We start from the raw sequence: 24,090 nt of genomic DNA, 5'->3' as shown, positions 1-24,090 counted from the left end.
CCGCAGAGGGTGAAAGCCCCGTAAGCGAAAGGAGAATTGACATGGCGGTATCCAGAGTACATCGAGACACGAGAAACCTTGATGGAATGAGCGGGGACCACCCCGTAAGCCTAAATACTACTTAGTGACCGATAGCGCATAGTACTGTGAAGGAAAGGTGAAAAGGACCCCGGGAGGGGAGTGAAAGAGAACCTGAAACCCTGTGTTTACAAGCTGTGGAAGACCCTTATGTGGTCAACCGCGTACTTTTTGTAGAACGGTCCGGCGAGTTACGGACACTGGCAAGGTTAAGTGCTTAAGGCACGGAGCCGAAGGGAAACCAAGTCTTAACAGGGCATAAAGTCAGTGTACGTAGACCCGAAACCGGGTGATCTATCCATGTCCAGGTTGAAGTTGCCGTAAAAGGCAATGGAGGACCGAACGCACATCCGTTGAAAAGGGTGGCGATGAGGTGTGGATAGGGGAGAAATTCCAATCGAACCCGGAGATAGCTGGTTCTCCTCGAAATAGCTTTAGGGCTAGCCTCGTTTTAGTCTTATGGAGGTAGAGCACTGAATTTCCGCGGGGGCGTCAAAGCTTACCAAAGAATATCAAACTCCGAATGCCATGTAGATGATGAACGGGAGTCAGACTGCACGAGATAAGTTGGGTAGTCAAAAGGGAAAGAGCCCAGACCACCAGCTAAGGTCCCAAAGTGTGTGTTAAGTGGAAAAGGATGTGGGATTTCGAAGACAACTAGGATGTTGGCTCAGAAGCAGCCATTCATTCAAAGAGTGCGTAACAGCTCACTAGTCGAGAGGTCCTGCGCCGAAAATGTCCGGGGCTGAAACACAACACCGAAGCTGTGGAATGTAGTAATACATTGGTAGAGGAGCATTCTTAATACCGACGAAGCTGTACCGGAAGGAGCAGTGGAGGGATAAGAAGAGAGAATGCCGGAATGAGTAGCGAGAGGAAGGTGAGAATCCTTCCGGCCGAATATCTAAGGTTTCCAGAGTAAAGCTGATCTGCTCTGGGTAAGTCGGGGCCTAAGGCGAGGTCGAAAGACGTAGTCGATGGATAACAGGTTTAGATTCCTGTACTGCGTATCATCAGAAATGTGGGGACGCATGTGGAAAGCACGAGCCGGGAATGGAAAGACCGGTACAAGCGAGGGAGGTGTACGGCTGGCAAATCCGCCGTATAAGCCAAAAGCGTGAAGTGGAGCGAAATAAAAGTAGCGAAGCGTGTGAGCCATGTGCCGAGAAAAGCCGCTATTGTGTGATATGTACCCGTACCGCAAACCGACACAGGTAGATGAGGAGAGAATCCTAAGGCCGACGGAAGAAGTATTGTTAAGGAATTCGGCAAAATGTCCCCGTAACTTCGGGAGAAGGGGAGCCCACGAGAGTGGGCCGCAGAGAATAGGCTCAAGCAACTGTTTAGCAAAAACACAGGTCTATGCGAAACCGAAAGGTGATGTATATGGGCTGACGCCTGCCCGGTGCTGGAAGGTTAAGAGGAGAGGTTAGAGCAATCGAAGCTTTGAATTTAAGCCCCAGTAAACGGCGGCCGTAACTATAACGGTCCTAAGGTAGCGAAATTCCTTGTCGGGTAAGTTCCGACCCGCACGAAAGGCGTAATGATTTGAGCACTGTCTCGACAATACATCCGGTGAAATTGAAGTACCAGTGAAGATGCTGGTTACCCGCGCCAGGACGGAAAGACCCCATGGAGCTTTACTCCAGTTTGGTACTGGGATTCGGTACTGCATGTACAGGATAGGTGGGAGACTAAGAAACTTGAACGCCAGTTTGAGTGGAGTCGCTGTTGGGATACCACCCTTGCAGTATTGGGTTTCTAACCTGTCACCGTGATCCGGTGAAGGGACAATGCCAGGCGGGGAGTTTGACTGGGGCGGTCGCCTCCGAAAGGGTATCGGAGGCGCTCAAAGGTTCCCTCAGAATGGTCGGAAACCATTTTAAGAGTGCAAAGGCAGAAGGGAGCTTGACTGCGACACCGACGGGTGGAGCAGGTAGGAAACTAGGACTTAGTGATCCGGTGGCATAAAGTGGGATTGCCATCGCTCAACGGATAAAAGCTACCCTGGGGATAACAGGCTTATCACTCCCAAGAGTTCACATCGACGGAGTGGTTTGGCACCTCGATGTCGGCTCATCGCATCCTGGGGCTGTAGCAGGTCCCAAGGGTTGGGCTGTTCGCCCATTAAAGCGGTACGCGAGCTGGGTTCAGAACGTCGTGAGACAGTTCGGTCCCTATCCGGCGCGGGCGGAGGATATTTGAGAGGAGCTGTCCTTAGTACGAGAGGACCGGGATGGACGAACCACTGGTGTATCTGCTGTCGACCAACGGCATGGCAGAGTAGCCAAGTTCGGAAGGGATAAACGCTGAAGGCATCTAAGCGTGAAGCCCCCCTCAAGATGAGATATCCCTCCTTCGGGAGTAAGACCCCTTGAAGACTACAAGGTAGATAGGGCAGAGATGGAAGCATGGCAACATGTGTAGTTGACTGTCACTAATAGGTCGAGGGCTTGACCAAAAAGTTTCTTAGAAATCTGTATGAAGTTTTGAAGGTACAACCTTCTAGTGAGAAATCACAATGGCCTAATGGCTCAGTTGGTTAGAGCGCCGCCCTGTCACGGCGGAGGTCGCGGGTTCGAGTCCCGCTTGGGTCGTTCATACTTAAATAGTTGTTATGGGATCTTAGCTCAGCTGGGAGAGCATCTGCCTTACAAGCAGAGGGTCACAGGTTCGAGCCCTGTAGGTCCCATTTTTATACTGTATGTTTAAGTATCGAAGATATGCCGATGTGGCTCAATTGGCAGAGCAGCTGATTTGTAATCAGCAGGTTATCGGTTCGAGTCCGATCATCGGCTTTATACAATTTCATATTGTATAGAAATGGGCAGATTCCCGAGTGGCCAAAGGGGACAGACTGTAAATCTGCTGCAATTTGCTTCGGTGGTTCGAATCCACCTCTGCCCATTCTTCTTTTAGAAGTAATTAAATAATATCGCGGGATGGAGCAGTCTGGAAGCTCGTCGGGCTCATAACCCGAAGGTCATAGGTTCAAATCCTATTCCCGCAACTCAATGCGAAAGCATTTGCCCAGTTAGCTCAGTTGGTAGAGCAGAGGACTGAAAATCCTCGTGTCTCTGGTTCGATTCCGGAACTGGGCATTTAAATCGAAAATATTATGGGATATTAGCTCAGTTGGTAGAGCACTTGACTTTTAATCAAGTTGTCCGGGGTTCGAATCCCCGATGTCTCATTCGTTAAAAGTGTGGAAGTACTGATTTTATCAGCACTTCCGCTTTTTTTCGTTTTTTTAAATTGTGTTACTCTGGTGTTACACCCTTATTTATGAAGTTACCTCATTGTGCTGGAATGGTGAGGATTAAAAATAATAGATAATAGGAGAAAAAGAATTTGCAAATTAAGAAAAAAGAACAAATCAAAACAGAGCGCCTTGTCATAAGACCATATTCGTTGCAGGATGTAGATGGATTAGTGAATCTTCTTACAAATTCTGAAATTACAAAAACATTTATGGTTCCAGAGTTTGATTCCCTAGAACAGGCAGAGAATCTTGCGAAGAAACTCGTTTCATTTAGTCAGGTGGAAGATACCGGGCATTTAGAATATGGAATTTATTTGGATGGGAAAATAATTGGCTTTATCAATGAATGTGGAATTGAGGAAGAGGAGATTGAGATTGGATATGTGATTCATCCAGATTATCAGGGACATGGATATGCAACGGAGGCTGTGAAGGCAATTCTTCTTGAATTACAAGAAATGGGATTTCAAAAGGTTACTGCCGGTTATTTTTCAGAGAACAAGGCAAGTTACCATGTTATGAAAAAGTGTGGAATGACGCAGACAGAATACACGGATGAAGAGGAGTATCGGGGAGAGCGGCATCTTTGTCGTTATTGTGAGATTCATTTCAAAAAGGATTAATCAACTACAAATGTAGCGAAAATAATAGCAGGTCGTGTTATATTTTCTTGAGAAGATTTATGGAGGAGATTGAATGATGAATTTTGATATGGCAAGGAAATTTATTTATCGCAATGCAAGGCCGCCTGTTTTGTAGAATTATTTGAGTATTTACGAGAATGTGAAGCACTAGAAATTGATTTGTCAGAGTTTGAAAAATTATTACAGCTGCAGATAAAACATTTGCTGAGTGGAGATACGTCTGTATGGGCGACTGAATATGTGTGCAAACCGTCCCTGTTCATTCATTGTCGTGACAGTCGTTTTTATGAGAACAATAAGGAACTTTGTGATTTTGAGTGTCAGTTTCTTTCTAAGACACAGCAGGAAGACGGAACTTGGGCGATTACCTGGGACTGGGGCAGTTATCCAGAACAATGGCATATCAGCAAGAATTGGTGGAAATCGGATTGGATTATTAAAAACCTGAATTTTTATCAGAATATGTGTATGTAAAATGTGAAAAATCCTCCAAATGTAGAAGGGACATAAAATCTACATTGGAGGATTTTTTTCTAATGCAGCAAGTAAACGAGATATCCGAAGTAGCAGAGAAGCATTAGGATACCACAGGGGCGTTTCAGCTGCCTGGAGCGAACCGTGCAAAGAAAAAGTAAAATGCCGGCAAAAATAGCAATGACGGAATCCACAATAAAGTTGGATTCAAACGGAACCGGACAAATCAGAGCGGTTGTTCCAATGACAAACAAAATATTAAAAATATTACTTCCTACGATGTTACCAACTGCGATATCGGAGTTCCCCTTTTTGGCGGCAGTGACGGAAGTGACGAGCTCGGGGAGAGACGTTCCGAATGCGACAATTGTAAGACCGATAAAGCGGTCACTTAATCCAAACATTTTGGCAAAGGCGGTCGCACCGTTGACAGTCACATTACTGCCTAAAATAATAAAAACGATACCAGCAATGGTATAAAGTAAAAGCTGTGGGACGTGTTTTTCTTCTAAGACAGGTTCCTCTTTTCCATTCCGGGAAAGAAGGTAAAGATAAACCAGATATAATAGGAAGAAAAACCACAAAATTGCACCTTCTATTCGATTCACAATTGAGGAAGTGTAACCAAATAGAAGCAGTAAAATCGTAATTGCAACCATATAAGGAATTTCATAGTGCAAGGTCGAAATTTGAATTTTCAAGGTTGCAATGATACAGGTAATTCCAAGAATAATAAGGATGTTTAAAATATTACTTCCAACAACATTTCCAATAGAAATCCCGGCATTGTGCCGCAAGGCAGCGGTAATACTGACCGCCGCCTCAGGCGCACTTGTTCCCATGGCGACGATGGTAAGTCCGATTACAAGCTGTGGTATTCCAAGTCTGCGAGCAAATCCTGCAGCTCCATCGACAAACCAGTCGGCGCCTTTCATGAGTAGAAAAAATCCGGAAATCAACCAGAATATGTTCAGAAGAATGGTCTGAATGTTACTCATACAAAATCCTTACCTTTCGTCGGAATCATTTTTTCCGTGGTGTTCCAACCACCAGCACCATGCACCGGCAGCGAGAGCGACAACACACATAACAATAACAAAAATATCTCGAATCATAATTTCCTCTTTCTATAAAATATGTAATTTTGGGTACAAAAAACACACCTATGGGTACATAGGGAAGAAGTAAGATTCATTTTTTGCCATCTTCGTTATGAATGTAACGGATTGTAGTGATAATACTGTAGACTTCGTGAGGATAAAAAACAGATTCCCACGAAATTAGAAAAAGCAGTCCTGCCAGAAAAAACAGTAGGACAACAAAAACAGAACTTGTAGGCTCTGTGATGCGCCGTGCCATCAGATTTGGATTATGACAGGCTGCAAGCTGTGGTGTCTGTCCAAGCATTTCCAGTGTGCAAGGTGCAGAAGAGGTGAACTCTTCCGATGCTGTAAGACAGATGGTAGGGGAAGTGGTATTTGTGGCATCAAAAAAAGAAGATTCGGCTTCAAGCTGATTGAAACCAATCCCGGAAAAAAGTAAAACAAAAATTGTAAGAATCGAAGTATACTTTCTAACTATATTTGTAAATACTTTCATGCGAAAATGCCTGCCTTCATTGAAAAATGAATTCCCTACTGTCCGTATCATAACAGAAGAGGGGGCAAGATGCAATGCCAGAAAAAGAGAAAACTGTCATAAAATGTCGAAAGCAAAGAGGAAAATAGAAGCAAAAACTTTAATGTGAAAAAAAGAAATAGGAGCAAAATCTCAATGTGAAAAAAGGGGTGAGTAGAAGTAAAACAATATTGTGGAAAAAGAAAACAGAATCAAGATTTCAATGTACAAAAAAGAAAATAGAATCAAGATTTCAATGAGAAAAAAGAGGAAAGTAGAAGCAGAATCTCAATGTGAAAAGAAGAAAGTAGAAGTAAAACTTCAATGTGAAAAAAGAGAAAAATGGAATAAAATAGAATGTAAAAAGAATTAGAATATATAATTGCTAATAGATAAAAATAGATAATATGGAAAGAAATGTCAAGTAAACGTCTGAAAATAAAGGAAAATATTGCGAAAAAAGCAAAAATTTGCAACAAAATGCTTGCGTACATTTGAAGTTATGTTAAAATATAAGTAAGAGGGTAAGGTATCTGATATACCAGAATTCCAAATAAAATGACGGGGAAGTTGATGCAAATGATTAACATAGCAATCTGTGAAGATAATAAGATTGATCGCGCTCTTTTAGTAGAGATTGTGAGACATTTGATTGAGGCAAAAGGAAGCCAGGCAACGATTTCTGAATTTGCAAGTGGGGAAGAGTTGACCGAGAAGTTCAAGGAAGAAAAATTTGATCTGGTATTTTTGGACATCATGATGAATAACATGAACGGTATTGAGGCAGGCAAGATTATACACAGTCTGGATGCAAAAGCAGAGATTGTATATTGTACCTCAAGTTCCGATTTTGCAATTGAGGCACACGAAGTGCATGCGATGGGATACCTTTTGAAACCGTATGATCCGTTCCGCATTGAGGCAATTGTAGATTATTATCTGCAAAAATATCCGGAACAGAATCAGAAGTATATCTCTGTAAAATCAAAGTGGAAGACCTACAACATTTTCTACAAAGATATTGTATGTGTGGAATCTGAGAATAAGGTTGTTAATTTTTATACGCTTACACAGGGAACCATCAAGGTATATGGTAAATTGGATGAGTTTGAGACTCAGTTAGATGATAATATTTTCTTACGATGTCACCAGAGCTATCTGGTGAATCTGCGTCACGTAGTGGGATGTACCGGAACGGATTTCATTACACTGAATCAGCAGCTTGTGCCGATTCGTAAGAGTGGCAGGAAAGCGATTATCGAGCGCTTTAATGAATACGAACTCCAGGAGCGTCAGAAGAATATTATGAATATTGAGGAGAACCTCTCCATGCTCGCCAATGCAGGAAAAAGCATTCCTAAAATAGGTTAAACTCAGCATAGAAAAAGAGATTTGCGAAAAAATGACCATTAAGGTCATTTTTTTGTGCGATAAGCTTGACGAAATGCGTAGAATGATTTATTATGCTATTAGCACACATTAATGCGTCAAAGTGATAAAGCATACATGAGGAAGTGAAACATTATGAATTCCTGGTTGAAAAGTATGGTAGAATGTGTGATGGATAGCTTTTAGAGTAAGGAGATTAAGAAATGGATATGGAATTTTTAAGAAAATTGCCGACCCCACAGGAGTTAAAAGAGCAGTTTCCTGTTAGCAATAAAGTAATGCAGATTAAGGAAGAACGTGATAAGGAGATTCGCGATATTTTTTCCGGGAAATCAGATAAGTTGATTTTGGTGATTGGACCGTGTTCTGCGGACCATGAGGATGCTGTTATCGATTATATTTCCAGACTTCGTAAGGTGCAGGAGAAGGTAAGTGACAAGATTTTCATGATTCCACGTATTTATACCAACAAGCCAAGAACCATCGGTGTAGGATATAAGGGAATGCTTCACCAGCCAGACCCGGAGAAGGAATCCGATATGTTAAAGGGAATCATTGCAATCCGTCAGCTTCATAAGAGAGCAATCGAGGAGACGGAGTTTACCTGTGCGGACGAGATGCTCTACCCGGAGAATCATCGTTATTTATCTGATTTGTTATCTTACGTTGCGGTTGGTGCACGTTCTGTGGAGGATCAGCAGCACCGTCTTACTGCAAGTGGAGTAGGAATCCCGGCTGGTATGAAGAATCCGACAGGCGGAGATATTTCGGTTATGATGAATTCTATCATTGCAGCACAGAGCGGCCATACTTTCCTATATCGTGGATGGGAAGTAAAGACAAAAGGAAATCCTTATGCACATGCAATTTTAAGGGGATATGTAGATAAATTTGGACGCAACATTCCAAACTATCATTATGAAGATTTACAGCATCTGTTGGAGCAGTATGATGGAAAAGATTTGCAGAATCCGGCCGTTATCATTGATACCAACCATTCGAATTCCGGTAAAAATTACTTAGAACAGATTCGAATCAGCAAAGATATCATGCATAGCTGTAAGGTATCTCCAGAGATACATAATCTTGTAAAAGGCTTGATGATTGAGAGTTACATTGAGGACGGCAACCAGAAGGTTGGTGACCATTGTTATGGAAAATCCATTACAGACCCATGCCTTGGCTGGGAAAAAACAGAACAACTTATTTATGAATTAGCAGACTTATGGTAAGATGGTAAGGAAAGCGGCTCCAAAGAACTGGAAAGCAGTTTTTGGAGCCGCAATTTTGTGAATCCGAGGAATGCGTTATGTATAAGATTTTTATGGTGGAAGATGATGAAATCATAGCAAAGAGTGTGAAACAGCATCTGGAAAGCTGGAACTATGACGTGCATTGTGTCAAAGATTTTTCCAATGTCATGTCAGAGTTTGTTTCCTGTGCGCCGCAGCTTGTGTTGATGGATATCAAGCTTCCTTTTTTTAATGGATATCACTGGTGCACCGAGATTCGGAAAGTATCAAAGGTGCCGGTCATTTTCCTGTCATCGGCATCGGACAATATGAATGTTGTCATGGCGATGAATATGGGAGGCGATGATTTCATTGCAAAACCGTTTGATTTTGATATTCTTACAGCAAAGATTCAGGCGATGCTGCGCCGCAGTTATGATTTTATGGGAACGGGCAGTATTTTAGAGCATCAGGGAGCCTTGTTGAATCTCACGGAGGCAACACTGAGTTATCAGGATGAAAAACTGGAATTGACCAAAAATGATTTAAAGATTTTACAGGTACTGATGGAGAATAAAGAAAAAGTCGTTTCGAGAGATACGCTTATGACAAAATTGTGGGAGAGCGACAATTATGTGGATGAAAACACGCTGTCCGTCAATGTCAACCGTTTGCGCAAAAAGTTAGAGGGAATCGGACTTACTGATTTTATCGTGACGAAGAAAGGAATTGGGTATCGAATCGGATGAGACACTTATTTTCCTATTGCAAAAGACAATGCTTATGGATTGTGATGTATGTATTGTGTGTATTCACGATGACATTGCTGCTCTATTTGAACGGAATTGCAGCAGATGAAGTTCTATATGGAATTTTTCTGATGGGATTCTTTTTCGTATTGTTTGTGGCATTTGACTTCGTAAAATATAATCATAAATGCAAACAATTGGAACAATTAAAACAACTAAAACAATTTAGCCTTCAGAATCTCCCGGAGGACACAGACACAGTCGAGACTGCATACCGGGAGCTTTTGGAAAAACTTTTGATTGAAAATGCGGGTAAGACAAATGAGTTAGAGAACAAACGCAAGGACATGACAGAGTATTATTCCATGTGGGTTCATCAGATTAAAACCCCAATTGCGGCGATGCGCCTTTTGCTCCAGGCATACGAATCCAGGCAGGCAATGCTCGATGAGGATGAGAAGAAAAAAGCGGATGCGGCAAGGTTGGATGAATTGCAGCAGATGTGCATGGAAGAAAGAAAGGAAATCGAAGAAGAACTTTTCCGGATTGAGCAGTACGTGGAGATGGCGCTCCAGTATCTAAGGCTGGATGCCGAGACAAACGATTTTGTATTTCAGAAATGTCCGCTGGACAAGATGGTAAAAGAGGCGGTGCATAAGTATGCGAAGCTTTTTATCCGTAAGAAGATTGCACTTCATTATAAGGAATTGAATCAGGAGATTCTTACCGATGAAAAGTGGACGGAATTTGTCTTAGAGCAGGTGTTATCCAATGCCGTAAAATATACGCAGACCGGCAGTGTCACAATCTCGACGGAGGAAGAGAAGGAGGCCGTTTTTCTACTGATTGAGGATACCGGAATTGGAATCCGCAAGGAGGATTTGCCAAGAGTCTGTGAAAAAGGTTACACGGGCTACAATGGGCACTCTGATAAACATTCGACCGGAATTGGATTGTATCTGTGCAGCCGTATTTTGAAAAAATTGGGTCATACAATAGAAATTACATCCGTAGTTGGAAAGGGCACCACCGTAAAAATTGGGTTTTATACTGGAGGAAAGGATGTGTAAGATATGATAAAAGTAGATTTGGTAACCGGTTTTCTGGGTTCTGGGAAAACAACTTTTATCCGTACCTATGCGAAATATTTGATGGATGCGGGAAAGAAAATCGGAATCATTGAAAATGATTTTGGCGCAATCAATGTGGATATGATGATGTTACAGGACCTTGAGGGAGACCAGTGTGAGCTGGAGCCGATTGTCGGTGGAAATGTGGTGGAGGACTGGAAAAGAAGATTCAAGGCAAAGCTTATTTCCATGGCAATGCAAGGATATGACCGCGTGATTGTGGAGCCATCTGGAATCTATGATGTCGATGTCTTTTTTGATATGCTTTATGATGAGCCGTTAAGCAACTGGTTCGAGGTTGGAAATATTTTTGCGATGGTAGATGCAAAGTTGGATGTGCGCATGTCGGAGCAGGCGGAATATCTGCTGACTTCGCAGGTGGCAAACGCCGGCAAGGTGATTCTTAGTAAGGCAGAGGAAGCAAGTGCGAAAGAAAAACAGCAGACGGTAGAAAAACTCAATGCTATTTTGGAAAAATATAACTGCAAACGTAGTTTTAAATTAGGAACGGCAAAATGGGAGGATGACCAGGATGTAGTTTTGGCAAAGGACTCCGAGATACTTGGAAAAGAACAGCTAGAGGGACTTTTGCATTGCGGATATGTGAATGCGGACCATAAAAAGCTATGGTTTGACAAAAATGAGATGTTTACTTCCCTCTTTTTTGTAGACCAGAAGCTGACAGAAGAGACACTTCAGGAGAAGATAAAGGAACTGATGCAGCAGGAGCGTTTTGGAACAGTTTTTCGTGTGAAGGGATTTCTTCAGAAAAAAGATGGCAAGTGGCTTTCTTTTAATGCGACGCACGACCAGATGCATGTTCAGACGATGGAACAGGGGCAGGATGTTTTGATTGTGATTGGAGAGCATCTTGCAAAAGAGGAGATAGAACAACTTTTTAAGTAAAAATACGGTGGAATGGAGAGCGTTATGAAAAAACGAAATGACCTGTTGTGCAGAAGGCTAGGCGTTGTCCTGGTATGTCTGCTTGTGGCGGGAGATGTTACCGGCTGCAAGAAGGCAAAGACGCAGGAAACGGCAGCGGCGAATGAGGAACAGGAGCAGCAGGTGCAGCAGGAGACAGAAAAAGAAAGCCTGGCAGAAGTTAAGAATGAGGAACCAGATACGATAGAGCTTGTCATGGTAGGAGATATGCTTATGCATATGACTGTTGTGGAAAAAGGACAGCTTGCCGATGGAAGCTATGACTTCCGTTATTTGTTTGATCATGTAAGGACACAGATAAAAGAGGCAGACCTTGCGATTGTAAACCAGGAAACAATCCTTGGAGGAGAAGAACTTGGAATCAAAGGATATCCTTGTTTTAATTCGCCCTATGAGTTGGGGGATGCGGAGGCAGATGCGGGGTTTGATGTGATTTTACATGCGACAAATCATGCGCTGGATGCCGGAAAAGCGGGACTTCTTAACTGCATGAATTTCTGGGAAGAAAACTATCCGGATATTGCGTATCTTGGAATTCATAAGAGAAAAGAAACTCAGGATAACAATATTTTCTATTATGAGCAGAATGGGATAACGATTGCAATTTTAAACTATACGTATGGAACCAATGGAATTTCCACACCGGCGGATATGCCTTATGCGGTTGATTATCTGGAGCAGGATAAGGTGACAAGCGATTTGCAAAAGGCGGACGAGAATGCGGATTTTGTGGTGGTCTGCCCGCACTGGGGAACGGAGTATTCTCTTGAAGTTTCCAGTGAGCAGGAATACTGGACCAATCTTTTTTTAGAAAATGGCGTTGATTTAGTGATTGGCACACACCCGCATGTGATTGAACCGATTGAGTGGGTGACGGATGACGACGGAGACCAGATGCTTGTCTATTATTCCCTTGGAAATTATGTAAACTCAACTTCCGGGACAGGACCGGGAACATCGAACCGTATGGTAGGCGGAATGGCGGATGTCACAATTGGAAGAAACGATGACGGTGAGGTTGTTGTCGAAGATTATGGTGTGATACCGCTTGTCTGCCACTGGGGCGAAGACGAGGTTACCACTTATTATCTGGAGGACTATACACAAGAGCTGGCAGCACAGAATCATATCCTAAAACAGGATGGAGCGTTTTCCCTGGAGTATTGCGAAAACCTGACCAGACAAATCTGGGAGGAGGATCAGATTTTAAGTCCCAAAAGATAACATACACTTTGGGCAAAATGTATGTTGCAAAATTCTGGAAAAAAAGTAATATGGAATAGAGAAAAGGAAAGGTGTGGTAAATAGCATGAATAATTTATTACTTTGTATCCCGTTTGCGGGGCTGTTGCTTTGCATTGCAGTGATGCCGCTGATTAAGCCTGAGTGGTGGGAAAAGAATCAGGCAATTGCAGTCATCGTGTGGTCACTTTTGTTTGTGATTCCGTATGCAGTGTTAAATGGTGCTGCGGGGGCAGCAGAAACTGTATTGGAATGTATCGTCAATGATTATCTGACATTTATCGTGTTATTATTTGGACTGTTTTGTGTGTCCGGTAATATCACGCTTGAGGGGAATCTGGCCGGTTCGCCTGGCGTAAATGCGCTGTTTCTGGCAATCGGAACCTTACTCTCCAGTTGTATTGGTACAACCGGAGCAAGTATGCTTTTAGTTCGTCCAATGATTAAGATGAATTCCTGGAGAAAACGTAAGAGCCAGATTATGATTTTCTTCATTTTCATGATTTCAAATATGGGTGGTTCTTTGACACCAATTGGAGATCCGCCTCTGTTGATGGGATTTATGCGTGGAGTTCCATTTTTCTGGAGTTTCCATCTGTTCCCGATTTTACTTTTTAATATGGCATTGCTTCTTATTATATTTTATTTCATTGATCGTCGCAATTACCGGAAAGATATCGCAGAAGGTATGCACCCGGATATCAGCAAGCCTGGTGTTGAGATGAAAATCGTTGGTTTACATAATGTAATTTTCTTGATCATGATTGTAGCAGCTGTTATTTTAAGCGGTACTTTGCCAAGTCTTCCGGCATTCCAGGATGCGTCCGGCAATGTGTTGGGAATCCCGATTTTTGAGTCCGTAAAATTAACATTCCCGGCATTGATTGAGATTGCAATCATTTTGCTGGCAGCGTTATTGTCCTTTAAGACAACAGATGCAAAAGTCAGAACGGAGAACCATTTTACATGGGGAGCAATCAAAGAGGTTGCCGTGTTATTTATCGGTATCTTTATCACGATGCAGCCAGCGCTTATGGTATTAAAGGAAAAAGGACCACAGCTTGGTATCACGAAACCATTCCAGATGTTCTGGGCAACCGGTCTGCTTTCCAGTTTCTTAGACAATACACCGACCTATCTGGTATTTTTAACAACAGCGGGAACGCTTGGTTATACCAGTGGTATCTTAACAACAGTAGGTACAGTATCAGTCAAAGTGTTAATGGCAATTTCCTGTGGTGCTGTCTTTATGGGAGCAAATACATACATCGGTAATGCACCAAACTTTATGGTGAAATCCATATCGGACGAAAACGGTATCCGTATGCCATCTTTCTTTGGCTATATGGGATGGTCTTTTGGAATTCTGATTCCGGTATTCATCATCGATACGTTCGTATTTTTCCTTTAGGAAAGACAGTTACTTACAAATGTAGTTAGAAAGGTGTTGAAATTATGGAAAATAATCGTGAAAATTGTTACGAAATTGCAAAACAAATTTATCACTTAGATGAAGAAGTATATAAATGTGTCGGTTCTTCTTTGGGAAGAACGTACACGGGTGATGAGGCAACCTGCGTGGAAAATATCACAAAACTTTTGATTACAAGACCGCAGGGACATGAAATCAGAAGTGAGATTGCCTTGATCGGAAACATGGCAAGAACCATCAAGAACAAAGAAGATCATCACCGCATGATGAAAGAATACAATGATATCTTGAAAAAGGTGGAAAAGATTCCGTCCAGTTTTGGAAGCGTGGATATCATCAATGAAAACCTTGCAGCATTGAATTCCTCAAATTTGCGCCAGCATTTTTCGCCGGAGGACCATTTGATTATCTGTATCGGAAGAACGCACGGAAGTGCGGGAACCGATATTGGATTTGCATTGGCAGATAAACTGAAGATTAATTATTATGACGCTGAGATTTTCAAACAGGTGTTAAAGCGTCTCGACGCTGAAAAAGAACAGGTTGTAGACCATAGCGATTACAAGACTGAACTTCGTGAAAAAATTCACAAGAACACCAACATTGGAAAATTCTTTGAGAACTTCAACCGTTATCACGGATTGCCAACGCAGGATGCCATCTTTTTCAATCAGAGTGATTTAATCTGCGAGATGGCAAAAAAGGAAGATTTTATTGTAATGGGAAGATGTGCGGATGTAGTTTTAACCAATCACCGTATTCCTCATATCAGCATTTTTATTACAGCTTCCTTCGAGCAGAGAGTGCATCGCATGATGGAACTGCACAATTTGAACTATAAACAGGCGGTTTTGTTACTGACGAAATTAGACCGGAAACACGAGCGTTATTATCGCCATTACACTGGGAAAAAATGGGGCGATGCCGTCAATTATGACCTCTGTATCAATAGCGCAAGTTACGGAATCGAGGAGTCAGTGGAATTGATTGAACGTATGATTAATCAGTACCCGAACCACGACAAGTAATGACACAGAAAGACAAAGGTACTTTATGCATTTTTTTTCACAATACAAAGGACTCCGAAAGGAGAATTATATCTTATTCTTAGGTAGAATTGTGACCAACCTGGGTTCCATGGTCTGGCCGGTTCTAACCTTAATCTTAAACCAGAAACTGGGGATGAGTGCAACAGGTGTTGCGCTCGTCACCATTGTTTCGGGAATTTTACTCTTGCCGGCAGGGCTGATGGGAGGACGTCTTGCAGACAAATACAATAAAAGAAATTGTATTATTATCTGTGATTTGATTTCCATTTTCTTTTATATCATCTGCGCTGTGATTCCACTTTCTTATGTGACGATTGCGCTAATCATTGTGGCAGCAGCCTGTCAGAGTATGGAGTATCCGGCATACAATGCGCTCATTGCCGATATTACCTACACGAAAGACCGTGAGCGTGCATTTTCCCTGCAATATCTGGGTGCGAATATTGGATTGATTGCGTCTCCTACGATTGCAGGAATTCTTTTTAAAAACTACTTATGGCTGGCATTTTTAATCAGTGGTATTGCAATTGGAGTTTCCACGTTCTTGATTTTCTGGCAGGTAAGGGATATCGAACCTGTCAAAGAAGAGGAGGCAGAGTCTTCTTATCAGGAGAATCGTGACGGGGACAGCCTGATTCAGGTGTTAAAAGACCACAAGGTGATTTTACTTTATATCATCGGAATGGGACTCTATGGTGCTGCATATCAGCAGTATGGTTATCTGATGCCGCTTGATATGGGACGTTTGCATGGAGAAAACGGAGCCGTTATCTTTGGCAGTGTCTCAAGTTTAAATTGTATCGTGGTAGTGCTTTTTACACCAATTTTCACAAAAATGTTTGCAAAAATAACACACACGAAGAAAAATTTGCTTGGTCAGGTGATGCTTTTGGTAGGTTATGCGGTATTCCTTCTTATGTTAGGACATATTCCGGCATATTATGTCGCAATCACGTTGTTTACGTTTGGAGAAATCCTGACTACAATTGTAAATGGACCGTATTTGACAGCACGTATTCCAGCCAGTCACCGTGGCAGAATGAACGGATTCATGACGGTGGTACAAAGCGTTTTGCAAGGTACATTCCTCTATGTGGTCGGAGTGGTCTATGACAATTTGGGATCCACCATGGCGTGGGGGCTGGTAATCGGTGTACTCCTGGTCGCAATTTTGCTGGGGGCGGTTCTGATTGTCTGTGATAAGAAGAAGTATCATGAGTTGTATGAATAAAGAAATATCCAATCTTACAAAAGTGTAAGAAACGAAGGTCAAAATGTAATCTAAAGCGATAGATTCCATTTTGACCTTTTGTTATACTACGTTTGTAAGGTCAGTGATGACGTGAGTTCGCCGGCAGAGCTCCCGGTGAGAAAACTATAAATGTAGTTATAACAGAAAGGAAATTTGTATCATGGCTATTTTGGAAGTTAGCAACTTAAAGAAAATATATACCACACGATTTGGAGGAAACCAGGTGCAGGCACTGCGCAACATTAACTTTTCCGTGGAGGAGGGCGAGTATGTTGCAATCATGGGCGAATCCGGTTCCGGTAAGACCACACTTTTGAACATTTTAGCGGCACTTGATAAGCCGACAAGCGGAGAGGTTTGCCTGAATGGAAAAAACATTGTCACCATCCGGGAAAGAGAAATCTCGGCATTCCGCCGTGATAATCTAGGATTTGTGTTCCAGGACTTCAATCTGTTAGACAGCTTTTCCTTAAAGGATAATATCTTTCTTCCACTTGTTTTGTCGGGAAAGACACCAAAGGAGATGGAACAGCGTCTTGTGCCAATTGCACAGAAATTAGGAATTGCGCAGCTTTTAGAAAAATATCCGTATGAGGTGTCCGGTGGTCAGAAGCAGCGTGTCGCAGTGGCACGTGCACTGATTACAAATCCACAGCTGATTTTGGCGGATGAGCCGACCGGAGCGCTTGATTCCAAGGCAACCGACAGCCTGCTTGATTTGTTTAATCAGATTAATGAAGAAGGTCAGACGATTCTTATGGTAACACACAGTACCAAGGCTGCCAGCCATGCAAAACGTGTGCTTTTCATCAAAGATGGTGAGGTATTCCACCAGTTATATCGCGGAAATATGACAAATGAAGAGCTGTATGCAAAAATTTCAGATACACTTACGATTTTAACGACAGGTGGTGATCAGAATGAGTAATTTATATGTTGGTCTTGCGAAAACAAGTATGAAAAATGGCCGCCAGTTTTATCTTCCATATTTTTTGACAGGTGCATTAACAGTTGCCATGTTTTATATTATGGTTTATCTTGCAAGTAATCGTGGCCTATCCAGCATACCAGGCAATACGAGCCTTGCGGCTATTTTGTTCTTAGGCTGTATTGTCATCGGTATTTTTGCGTTCATTTTCTTATTTTACACGAACAGTTTTATTATTAAGAGAAGGAAAAAAGAACTAGGTCTTTATAACATTCTGGGAATGGAGAAAAGACACATTGCAAAAGTCGTATTTCTGGAAACCTTATTTAATGCAGTGCTTTCCATTGCAGGTGGGCTTCTTTTTGGAACCGTATTTAGTAAATTATTGACAATGTTTCTTTATAAGTTAGCTGGATTATCAGAGAGCATTCAGTTTTATGTGTCAGTGCCGGGAGTGATTGGCAGCATGATTTTGTTTGGCATTATCTATGCATCGACACTGATTTATAATCTGATTCAGATTGGAAAGGCAAAACCGATTGATTTGCTCCACAGTGAAAATGCAGGAGAAAAAGAACCGAAGACAAAGATTTTAATGACAATTGTAGGTGCGTTGTGTTTGGCAGGCGGTTATTATATTGCCGTCACAACTGAGAATCCAATCAGTGCGCTTTCTCTTTTCTTTGTGGCTGTTGTACTGGTGATTATCGGAACCTATTGTCTTTTTACAGCAGGAAGTATTGCAGTATTAAAGCTTCTTCGAAAAAATAAGAATTTTTACTATAAAAGCAATCACTTTACCGCTGTTTCCGGTATGATGTACCGGATGAAACAGAATGCAGTTGGCCTTGCCAATATCTGTATTTTATCCACAATGGTATTAGTTATGGTATCGACAACGGTTAGTTTATACTTCGGTGCGGAGGATGAACTTAGTGCACGCTATCCAAGCAGCATCAATGCAACCATCCGATACACAGAGGAATTAGGAGATGCAACACCTTTGGTAGAACAGTTCCACCAGAAGATTGCGGAATCAGGCAGAACCATCACGGGAGAATACAGTTATTCGTCCCTGATGTTTATGGCATCGCTTCTTGGGGATGGCACTTATGATTACTCTGACAATGCTTATAAAAATGGGGTCAGTAATATTGCAATCATTACATTTATGACACGTGAAGACTTTATCAAAATGACACAGAATGAGGACAATATAGCGCAGATTAAAAAGGTAAAAGAGGGTACCGTAGAAGTAATTGGTTTTCCAAAATATCAGAAGGACACCTTTTCTGCTTTTGGAAAAGATTATCCGGTGTCCATGTCCTATGAAATGAACAAGGCTGATATGAGTTCAATTGAGGGAGTCGCAGACCAATGCTATTATGTCTTAGTGGACAGCCAGGATACACTGCAGCAGATTTTTTTCGCTCAAAAGGAACAGTTACAGGATTATGCGTCTGATTTGGTTCAGTATGTCAACATCGACATTGACGGTACGGAAGAAGAAAAATTAGCGTGTGAAAGTCATTTGTATGAATTGAATGCACAGCATATCGATGGACCATGGAAATCTTTTTACATGGAATGCCGTGATATGAATGCAAGTGAGTTTTACGGTCTCTATGGTGGTCTTTTCTTCCTGGGTCTGTTCCTTGGAACCATGTTTTTGATGGTGACTGTATTGATTATTTTCTATAAGCAGATTTCAGAAGGTTACGATGACAAGATGAGATTTCAGATAATGGAAAAAGTAGGCATGAGCAATCGTGAAGTGAAAAGGAGCATTCGTTCCCAGGTTCGAATTGTATTTTTTCTGCCACTTGTTACGGCAGCAATCCATGTAGGCTTCGCATTCCCGATGATTAGCAGAATCTTAAAAATCTTTGGATTGACTAACATCATATTATTTGTAGAATGTATGGCCGGAACGATTCTGATTTTCGGAGCAATCTATTATTTTGTATTTAAAATGACATCTAGAACTTACTATAAGATTGTAGGAAATCAGATTAGATAGAGTGTTTTCCCCTTGCTAAGATGTTTTTGCGCATTTATAATGAAAGGTACAAAAAAGCAAAGCAGGGGGAAAAAGCATGAAATTTCCAAAACATTTGAGCAAAAATGGAACCATCGGATATGTAGCACCATCGTTTGGATGCTTTATCGAGCCATATCATACAGCCTTTGGGGCAGCATTAGAGAAATTCAAAGAATTAGGACATGGAGCGGACCTTGGTCCGAACTGCTGCGAGGGCAGTGGACTTGGAATCAGCAACACGCCGCAAAAATGTGCAGACGAACTGGTCGATTACTATTGCAGCAATAAAAACGAAGTCCTGATTTCCTGTGGTGGTGGAGAGTTGATGTGTGAGATTTTAGAATACATCGATTTTGAAAAAATAAAAAATGCGGCTCCGAAGTGGTTTATGGGATATTCGGATAATACAAATTTTACATTTTTGCTGGCAACCATATGTGATACAGCAGCCATCTATGGACCATGTGCGTCAGAATTTGGAATGAAACCGTGGCATCCTGCGGTAGAAGATGCATATCGTGTGCTATGCGGTGAAACTACAACTGTACATGAATACGGGTTATGGGAAAAGGACGAGATAAAAAGCCCGGAGAAACCGTTAGCGCCGTACAATGTGACAGAACCAGGAAAGTTACAGGTTTATACACAAGGCACTTATTTTATCAAAGAAAATCAGGGAAAACATCCAGATGTGCATATGCAGGGACGCTTGTTAGGTGGTTGTATGGACTGTCTGGTGAATCTGCTTGGAACGTCTTTTGATTATGTGGCAGAATTCAATGAGCGCTATAAGGAAGAGGGTGTCATCTGGTTCTTAGAGTCCTGTGATTTGAATGTCATGTCCATTCGAAGAGCAATCTGGCAGATGGAGCATGCCGGCTGGTTCCGGTACACCAAGGGATTTCTGATTGGACGTCCAGGAGTTCATGGACAAGAGCTGATGGGACTAGATCAGTATCATGCGGTTTGTGACCTGCTTGCAAAATACAAGGTGCCAATTATTATGGACCTTGATATCGGACATCTCTCACCGATGATGCCACTCATCTGCGGAAGTTTCGCCGACGTCACCGTACAAGGCAACCACATCACAATCGAGATGAACGAAAAATAGGTTCCTAGAAAAGTCGTATAAAAAATTAGTCTATTAAATTCACCGAAAATACAACTTCAATTTTCTGTTGTGCAAAACATTGCGATAAACCTCTTAAAGCGAAAACCGTGTTCAGCAGTGGCTTCCACGGTTTTCGCTTTAAGAGGTTTATCTCCATTGCCCATAAGAAAATTGGAGTTGTCTTTTGTGCAATCTAATAGACTAATTTTTACAGCGTTTTTTCTAAAAATTTATTTTTGTTAGAGCGATAGGTCTACGGATTGACCGAGTCCGGTCAGTAGAGCTTCTTTCTGTTTGAGGGACTGCTCAATGATATCACTTTTGTAGGCTTCCTCAGATTTTTCCTCTAAGTGTCTGGAGTATTGGAATGCCTTTGTGGAGAATTCACTTTCTTTGGAAAACAGCTTCTTAATCTTTGAGACGGAAGCACTTTTCAAAAGATTGGAATTGGCGGTTAAGGTACCGTCCTTATTTACTGTGACACCGATATCCTCAAGTTCATCTTTATGATTATTCACAAGGGACTTTAACTGTTTGGCATAACGTCTCACCGATAAATCGGAGGAATCCTTACAGGAATCCATCGTGTGATTGTAGGTTTCTAAAAGTGCGGATACTCCGGCATGAAGATTCGAATTGTCATCGTCCGTGAACTTAAAACTCCGAAGCTGTTTGACTGCCTTATGTAAGGCATCTGCGTCTGCCTGGGACAGGCGGTTCGGCTCTAGTTTGCTTCGTTTGGATGTTTTAGAAGCATCCGAACAGTTTTTATAAAATTTTCGTAAGTAGAAGCTGGAAGAAAATGTAGTTCCAACTCCGCTGGCTGCAAGGCTCATAGCTGCCTCCTTCCGATTACGTTCTATTCTAAGGTTCAGTTATGTTATCGGCATAAAATGAAAAAAATGAAGAATAAATGGGAAAATAGGAGAAAGACTTTTCAAAAGAAGGTTGTGCCGGAAACGCAAATCGAATATAATAAGTAGAAAGAGAAAAATAGCTACAAGAGAGGAACAGGAGGAGTCAGATGGCAGCAATAATCTGGATTGCGTTAATTATTATTTTTGCAGTTGTAGAAATTATCACGGTTGGACTGACCTCAATCTGGTTTGCAGGTGGGGCAGTAGTCGCTCTTATTTTAAATTTACTTGGATGTAACGAAGTGGTACAGGTGGTAGCATTTTTACTTGTGTCAATTGTATTGCTTTGCTTTACAAGACCATGGGCAATGAAATATGTTAAGCCGAGACTGGTTCGCACAAACTATGAGGAAGCAATCGGACAGAATGTCTGCCTGACGGAAGCCGTCGATAACCAGAAAGGAACCGGAACCGCTGTTTTAAAAGGACAAGAATGGACCGCACGTGCAGCAGTAGATGGTGAGACTTTCGAGGCGGGCGAGATTGTATTGGTGAAGGAAATCCGTGGTGTTACTCTTTACGTGGCAGCAAGTGCTACAATGCCGGGAAAAGAAGTGTAGCAGAAAATAGAAAAAGTCTGAATGGATAAGAGGCTGCCTTATGACAGCTTCTTTTTTGCGGAATGTGTCAACTGGATTCTGCGTTAGGCAATCATGACGAAAACAGGGATAAATTCAACGTTTTTGGGGGATATAGTGTATTTATAAAATGTTACAATGATAGCGGTAGAACTTTTTGTGCTACTTCTTTAGCAGGGAAAAGAACGAGATAATAGAAATGTCTGTGGGATGGGGAGCGTGCATACAGAGATTTCCAAGAAGGAGAGATAGAAAAATATGAAAAGAAAAACAAGAAAAATGCCAATTGGGTATAAGATGATATTACCTGCAGATCTAATCATTTTTATTGTGTGTTCTTCCATAGGAATGATGATGACAACTCGCAGTGCAGATCAGATGACAGAACTTGGCAAGCAGCAGGCACAGCTTATCGCACAGATTGCAAGTGAGATGTTAGACGGTGATACCGTAGAATATGCGATGGAAAGCCATGATGAGGATGCGGCTACGGAAGTCATTTCGTCCATGCAGCGGATTCGGGACGACTGTGATGTGCCGTATTTATATGTCATTTACACAGATGGAAATAAAGTTTATTATGCGCTGGATTCGGACGACACCGCAAACCAGGTCTCCTATGGGGAGGAATTTGAAGTGTCTTATGAGGAACTTAAGCCTGTATTTTCCGGTGAGAAATATGTCGAGAATCAGATTTTAAGTACGGCAGATGGAAGTCTTTTGACAGCGTATGTGCCAATTTACGATTCGAACAAGCAGGTGATTGCGGCATTGGGATGTGACTACGATGCTTCCTATATTGTGCGAAGCAAGATGATTAATATCAACTGGGTAATTGCGATTGAGATTTTCTGGATAGCAGTCTCTATTTTTATCTTAAGCATGATTGTGAAGAAAATTGCGAAGAACCTTTATCTTGTGGATGATAAGATTTACGAGATTGTAAATAACGAAGGGGACTTAACGCAGACGCTGCATGTGACAACTGGCGATGAGACAGAACTGATTGCCAATAATGTCAATGATTTAATTACTTACATTCGTGGAATTATGCAGAATATTTCAAGTTATTCCGAAAATCTGAACAATTCAGCCAAAAAGATTTCGACTGACTTAAACGGTGCAGAAGATAATATTTCGGATGTTTCTGCAACGATGGAACAGATGAGTGCGGCGATGGAAGAGACGAACGCCTCCCTTACGCAGATAACCGATGCAATAACCGATGTCTTTGAAAAGATTGAAATCATTTCCAAAAAGGCAGCCGATGGAAATCAGATGACCACAGAGATTCAGAAAAAGGCCACAGAGATTCAGAAAAATGCAACGCTTGAGCAGGAAGATGCAAAACGGCATGCGAAAGAGATGGAAGAAAAGGTAAAAGAGAAGATTGAAAAATCAAAAGAGGTAGAAGAAATCAGTGCCTTGACCGAGAATATCATCAGTATCACCGAACAGACGAACCTGTTGGCGTTAAATGCAAGCATCGAGGCTGCACAAGCAGGTGAGGCAGGAAAAGGATTTGCAGTTGTTGCGGGTGAGATTGGAAACCTTGCAACCAATTCTGCCGAAGCAGCAGTCAGAATCCAAAAGGTCAGCACAGAAGTAATTACAGCTGTAAATGAATTGGCAATGGAAGCGGCAGGGATGATTTCCTTCATCGGAGAGACTACCATGACCGGATATACGAAGCTGCTGGATTTAAGTGAGGGATATGAACAGGATGCTTCCGAAATCAACGGAATGATGCAGCAGTTTGCAGAAAATTCCGCCAAACTTGCGGATGACATGAACAACATTTTAGAATCTGTCACAGCTGTCAATTCTGCTGTGGAGGAAAGTGCAAATGGAATTACCAATGTTTCTGCGATAACGACAGACCTTAGTACAGAGGTACAAAGTATCGGTCAGGAGGCAAGTGGCAACCTTGAGATTTCCGACAAATTAGGGGTTGAAGTTGGTAAATTCAAATTAGAATAAGATTCGTTGAAACGGAATTGCTATTTCGGTGGAAAAA

General features: G+C 41.9%; 20 protein-coding genes, 7 tRNA genes and 1 rRNA gene (1 of these 28 cut by a window edge). 25 read left to right on the top strand and 3 right to left on the bottom strand.

Annotated elements, in window-relative coordinates; all coding sequences use genetic code 11:
• The 10 genes from BIV16_RS11550 to BIV16_RS11505 form a co-directional block, all read left to right on the top strand.
• A 23S ribosomal RNA gene (locus tag BIV16_RS11550) occupies window positions 1-2,539 on the top strand (it extends 349 nt beyond the left edge of the window).
• Between the two features lie 62 nt (window positions 2,540-2,601).
• Window positions 2,602-2,675, top strand: a tRNA-Asp gene (locus BIV16_RS11545).
• A gap of 22 nt (window positions 2,676-2,697) precedes the next feature.
• Window positions 2,698-2,770 (top strand) — tRNA-Val (locus tag BIV16_RS11540).
• A gap of 33 nt (window positions 2,771-2,803) precedes the next feature.
• Window positions 2,804-2,876: transfer RNA gene (locus BIV16_RS11535), tRNA-Thr, on the top strand.
• A 27-nt stretch (window positions 2,877-2,903) separates the two neighbouring features.
• Window positions 2,904-2,985, top strand: a tRNA-Tyr gene (locus BIV16_RS11530).
• A gap of 29 nt (window positions 2,986-3,014) precedes the next feature.
• Window positions 3,015-3,088, top strand: a tRNA-Met gene (locus BIV16_RS11525).
• A gap of 18 nt (window positions 3,089-3,106) precedes the next feature.
• Window positions 3,107-3,179 (top strand) — tRNA-Phe (locus BIV16_RS11520).
• A gap of 19 nt (window positions 3,180-3,198) precedes the next feature.
• A tRNA-Lys gene (locus BIV16_RS11515) sits at window positions 3,199-3,271 on the top strand.
• A 158-nt stretch (window positions 3,272-3,429) separates the two neighbouring features.
• Window positions 3,430-3,963, top strand: coding sequence for a GNAT family N-acetyltransferase (locus BIV16_RS11510; protein WP_083625248.1), 534 nt, complete (start codon window positions 3,430-3,432; stop codon window positions 3,961-3,963).
• Between the two features lie 180 nt (window positions 3,964-4,143).
• Entirely contained in the window at window positions 4,144-4,458 is a 315-nt protein-coding gene (locus BIV16_RS11505; RefSeq protein WP_075680984.1) for a hypothetical protein, read from the top strand.
• A gap of 59 nt (window positions 4,459-4,517) precedes the next feature.
• On the opposite strand, the gene BIV16_RS11500 is transcribed toward BIV16_RS11505, so the two are convergent.
• Entirely contained in the window at window positions 4,518-5,456 is a 939-nt protein-coding gene (locus tag BIV16_RS11500) for a calcium/sodium antiporter (RefSeq protein ID WP_075680982.1), read from the bottom strand.
• 193 nt (window positions 5,457-5,649) lie between these two features.
• A complete protein-coding gene (locus BIV16_RS11495) occupies window positions 5,650-6,057 on the bottom strand; it encodes a hypothetical protein (RefSeq protein ID WP_075680980.1) in 408 nt (135 codons plus the stop codon).
• A gap of 211 nt (window positions 6,058-6,268) precedes the next feature.
• On the opposite strand from BIV16_RS11495, the gene BIV16_RS11490 reads away from it, so the two are divergent.
• From BIV16_RS11490 to BIV16_RS11430, 13 genes are all read left to right on the top strand, one after another.
• The gene (locus BIV16_RS11490; protein ID WP_075680978.1) at window positions 6,269-6,448 is read left to right on the top strand and encodes a hypothetical protein; all 180 of its coding nucleotides are present in this window, start codon (window positions 6,269-6,271) and stop codon (window positions 6,446-6,448) included.
• Between the two features lie 206 nt (window positions 6,449-6,654).
• The gene (locus BIV16_RS11485; protein ID WP_075680976.1) at window positions 6,655-7,446 is read left to right on the top strand and encodes a LytR/AlgR family response regulator transcription factor; all 792 of its coding nucleotides are present in this window, start codon (window positions 6,655-6,657) and stop codon (window positions 7,444-7,446) included.
• 221 nt (window positions 7,447-7,667) lie between these two features.
• Complete coding sequence (locus tag BIV16_RS11480) at window positions 7,668-8,696, top strand: 3-deoxy-7-phosphoheptulonate synthase (protein ID WP_075680974.1); 1,029 nt, start codon at window positions 7,668-7,670, stop codon at window positions 8,694-8,696.
• Between the two features lie 77 nt (window positions 8,697-8,773).
• Complete coding sequence (locus tag BIV16_RS11475; RefSeq protein ID WP_075680972.1) at window positions 8,774-9,445, top strand: response regulator transcription factor; 672 nt, start codon at window positions 8,774-8,776, stop codon at window positions 9,443-9,445.
• Entirely contained in the window at window positions 9,442-10,515 is a 1,074-nt protein-coding gene (locus BIV16_RS11470; protein ID WP_075680970.1) for a sensor histidine kinase, read from the top strand. The genes BIV16_RS11475 and BIV16_RS11470 overlap by 4 nt, the downstream gene beginning before the upstream one ends.
• Before the next feature lie 3 nt (window positions 10,516-10,518).
• The gene (locus BIV16_RS11465) at window positions 10,519-11,481 is read left to right on the top strand and encodes a GTP-binding protein (RefSeq protein ID WP_075680968.1); all 963 of its coding nucleotides are present in this window, start codon (window positions 10,519-10,521) and stop codon (window positions 11,479-11,481) included.
• 24 nt (window positions 11,482-11,505) lie between these two features.
• Window positions 11,506-12,744 (top strand): CapA family protein, encoded by a 1,239-nt coding sequence (locus BIV16_RS11460; RefSeq protein ID WP_075680966.1) that lies wholly within the window; start codon window positions 11,506-11,508, stop codon window positions 12,742-12,744.
• 85 nt (window positions 12,745-12,829) lie between these two features.
• A complete protein-coding gene (locus BIV16_RS11455; RefSeq protein ID WP_083625243.1) occupies window positions 12,830-14,173 on the top strand; it encodes a sodium:proton antiporter in 1,344 nt (447 codons plus the stop codon).
• A 44-nt stretch (window positions 14,174-14,217) separates the two neighbouring features.
• Window positions 14,218-15,222 carry a cytidylate kinase-like family protein gene (locus tag BIV16_RS11450; RefSeq protein WP_075680962.1) on the top strand — a complete coding sequence of 335 codons (1,005 nt, stop codon included), beginning with the start codon at window positions 14,218-14,220 and terminating at the stop codon, window positions 15,220-15,222.
• A 25-nt stretch (window positions 15,223-15,247) separates the two neighbouring features.
• Entirely contained in the window at window positions 15,248-16,474 is a 1,227-nt protein-coding gene (locus tag BIV16_RS11445) for an MFS transporter (protein WP_075680960.1), read from the top strand.
• 181 nt (window positions 16,475-16,655) lie between these two features.
• Window positions 16,656-17,423 (top strand): ABC transporter ATP-binding protein, encoded by a 768-nt coding sequence (locus BIV16_RS11440; RefSeq protein ID WP_075680958.1) that lies wholly within the window; start codon window positions 16,656-16,658, stop codon window positions 17,421-17,423.
• The gene (locus BIV16_RS11435; RefSeq protein ID WP_075680956.1) at window positions 17,416-19,443 is read left to right on the top strand and encodes an FtsX-like permease family protein; all 2,028 of its coding nucleotides are present in this window, start codon (window positions 17,416-17,418) and stop codon (window positions 19,441-19,443) included. Before BIV16_RS11440 ends, BIV16_RS11435 begins: the two co-directional genes overlap by 8 nt.
• A gap of 76 nt (window positions 19,444-19,519) precedes the next feature.
• Window positions 19,520-20,578 (top strand): S66 family peptidase, encoded by a 1,059-nt coding sequence (locus BIV16_RS11430; RefSeq protein ID WP_075680954.1) that lies wholly within the window; start codon window positions 19,520-19,522, stop codon window positions 20,576-20,578.
• Between the two features lie 239 nt (window positions 20,579-20,817).
• Here the strand turns inward: BIV16_RS11430 and BIV16_RS11425 are convergent, their stop codons facing one another.
• Window positions 20,818-21,414: a hypothetical protein gene (locus BIV16_RS11425; protein ID WP_075680952.1), complete on the bottom strand. Its 597-nt coding sequence runs from the start codon at window positions 21,412-21,414 to the stop codon at window positions 20,818-20,820.
• Between the two features lie 188 nt (window positions 21,415-21,602).
• On the opposite strand from BIV16_RS11425, the gene BIV16_RS11420 reads away from it, so the two are divergent.
• Both BIV16_RS11420 and BIV16_RS11415 read left to right on the top strand, forming a co-directional pair.
• Window positions 21,603-22,055: an NfeD family protein gene (locus BIV16_RS11420; protein WP_075680950.1), complete on the top strand. Its 453-nt coding sequence runs from the start codon at window positions 21,603-21,605 to the stop codon at window positions 22,053-22,055.
• Between the two features lie 276 nt (window positions 22,056-22,331).
• Window positions 22,332-24,053, top strand: coding sequence for a methyl-accepting chemotaxis protein (locus BIV16_RS11415; RefSeq protein ID WP_083625241.1), 1,722 nt, complete (start codon window positions 22,332-22,334; stop codon window positions 24,051-24,053).
• Window positions 24,054-24,090: the final 37 nt, after the last annotated feature.

Origin of the sequence: Roseburia sp. 831b (genome assembly GCF_001940165.2) — a bacterium.
Lineage (GTDB): Bacteria > Bacillota > Clostridia > Lachnospirales > Lachnospiraceae > Roseburia.
Note: the sequence above shows the minus strand (reverse complement) of the source record. Positions and strands in the feature narration are given on the sequence as shown.

Coding starts and splice junctions, on each gene's coding strand:
- BIV16_RS11430 (WP_075680954.1), top strand. CDS start 19,520: ATGAAATTTCCAAAACATTTGAGCAAAAATGGAACCATCGGATATGTA.
- BIV16_RS11500 (WP_075680982.1), bottom strand. CDS start 5,456: ATGAGTAACATTCAGACCATTCTTCTGAACATATTCTGGTTGATTTCC.
- BIV16_RS11425 (WP_075680952.1), bottom strand. CDS start 21,414: ATGAGCCTTGCAGCCAGCGGAGTTGGAACTACATTTTCTTCCAGCTTC.
- BIV16_RS11445 (WP_075680960.1), top strand. CDS start 15,248: ATGCATTTTTTTTCACAATACAAAGGACTCCGAAAGGAGAATTATATC.
- BIV16_RS11450 (WP_075680962.1), top strand. CDS start 14,218: ATGGAAAATAATCGTGAAAATTGTTACGAAATTGCAAAACAAATTTAT.
- BIV16_RS11470 (WP_075680970.1), top strand. CDS start 9,442: ATGAGACACTTATTTTCCTATTGCAAAAGACAATGCTTATGGATTGTG.
- BIV16_RS11475 (WP_075680972.1), top strand. CDS start 8,774: ATGTATAAGATTTTTATGGTGGAAGATGATGAAATCATAGCAAAGAGT.
- BIV16_RS11480 (WP_075680974.1), top strand. CDS start 7,668: ATGGATATGGAATTTTTAAGAAAATTGCCGACCCCACAGGAGTTAAAA.
- BIV16_RS11485 (WP_075680976.1), top strand. CDS start 6,655: ATGATTAACATAGCAATCTGTGAAGATAATAAGATTGATCGCGCTCTT.
- BIV16_RS11465 (WP_075680968.1), top strand. CDS start 10,519: ATGATAAAAGTAGATTTGGTAACCGGTTTTCTGGGTTCTGGGAAAACA.
- BIV16_RS11460 (WP_075680966.1), top strand. CDS start 11,506: ATGAAAAAACGAAATGACCTGTTGTGCAGAAGGCTAGGCGTTGTCCTG.
- BIV16_RS11435 (WP_075680956.1), top strand. CDS start 17,416: ATGAGTAATTTATATGTTGGTCTTGCGAAAACAAGTATGAAAAATGGC.
- BIV16_RS11415 (WP_083625241.1), top strand. CDS start 22,332: ATGAAAAGAAAAACAAGAAAAATGCCAATTGGGTATAAGATGATATTA.
- BIV16_RS11420 (WP_075680950.1), top strand. CDS start 21,603: ATGGCAGCAATAATCTGGATTGCGTTAATTATTATTTTTGCAGTTGTA.
- BIV16_RS11440 (WP_075680958.1), top strand. CDS start 16,656: ATGGCTATTTTGGAAGTTAGCAACTTAAAGAAAATATATACCACACGA.
- BIV16_RS11455 (WP_083625243.1), top strand. CDS start 12,830: ATGAATAATTTATTACTTTGTATCCCGTTTGCGGGGCTGTTGCTTTGC.
- BIV16_RS11495 (WP_075680980.1), bottom strand. CDS start 6,057: ATGAAAGTATTTACAAATATAGTTAGAAAGTATACTTCGATTCTTACA.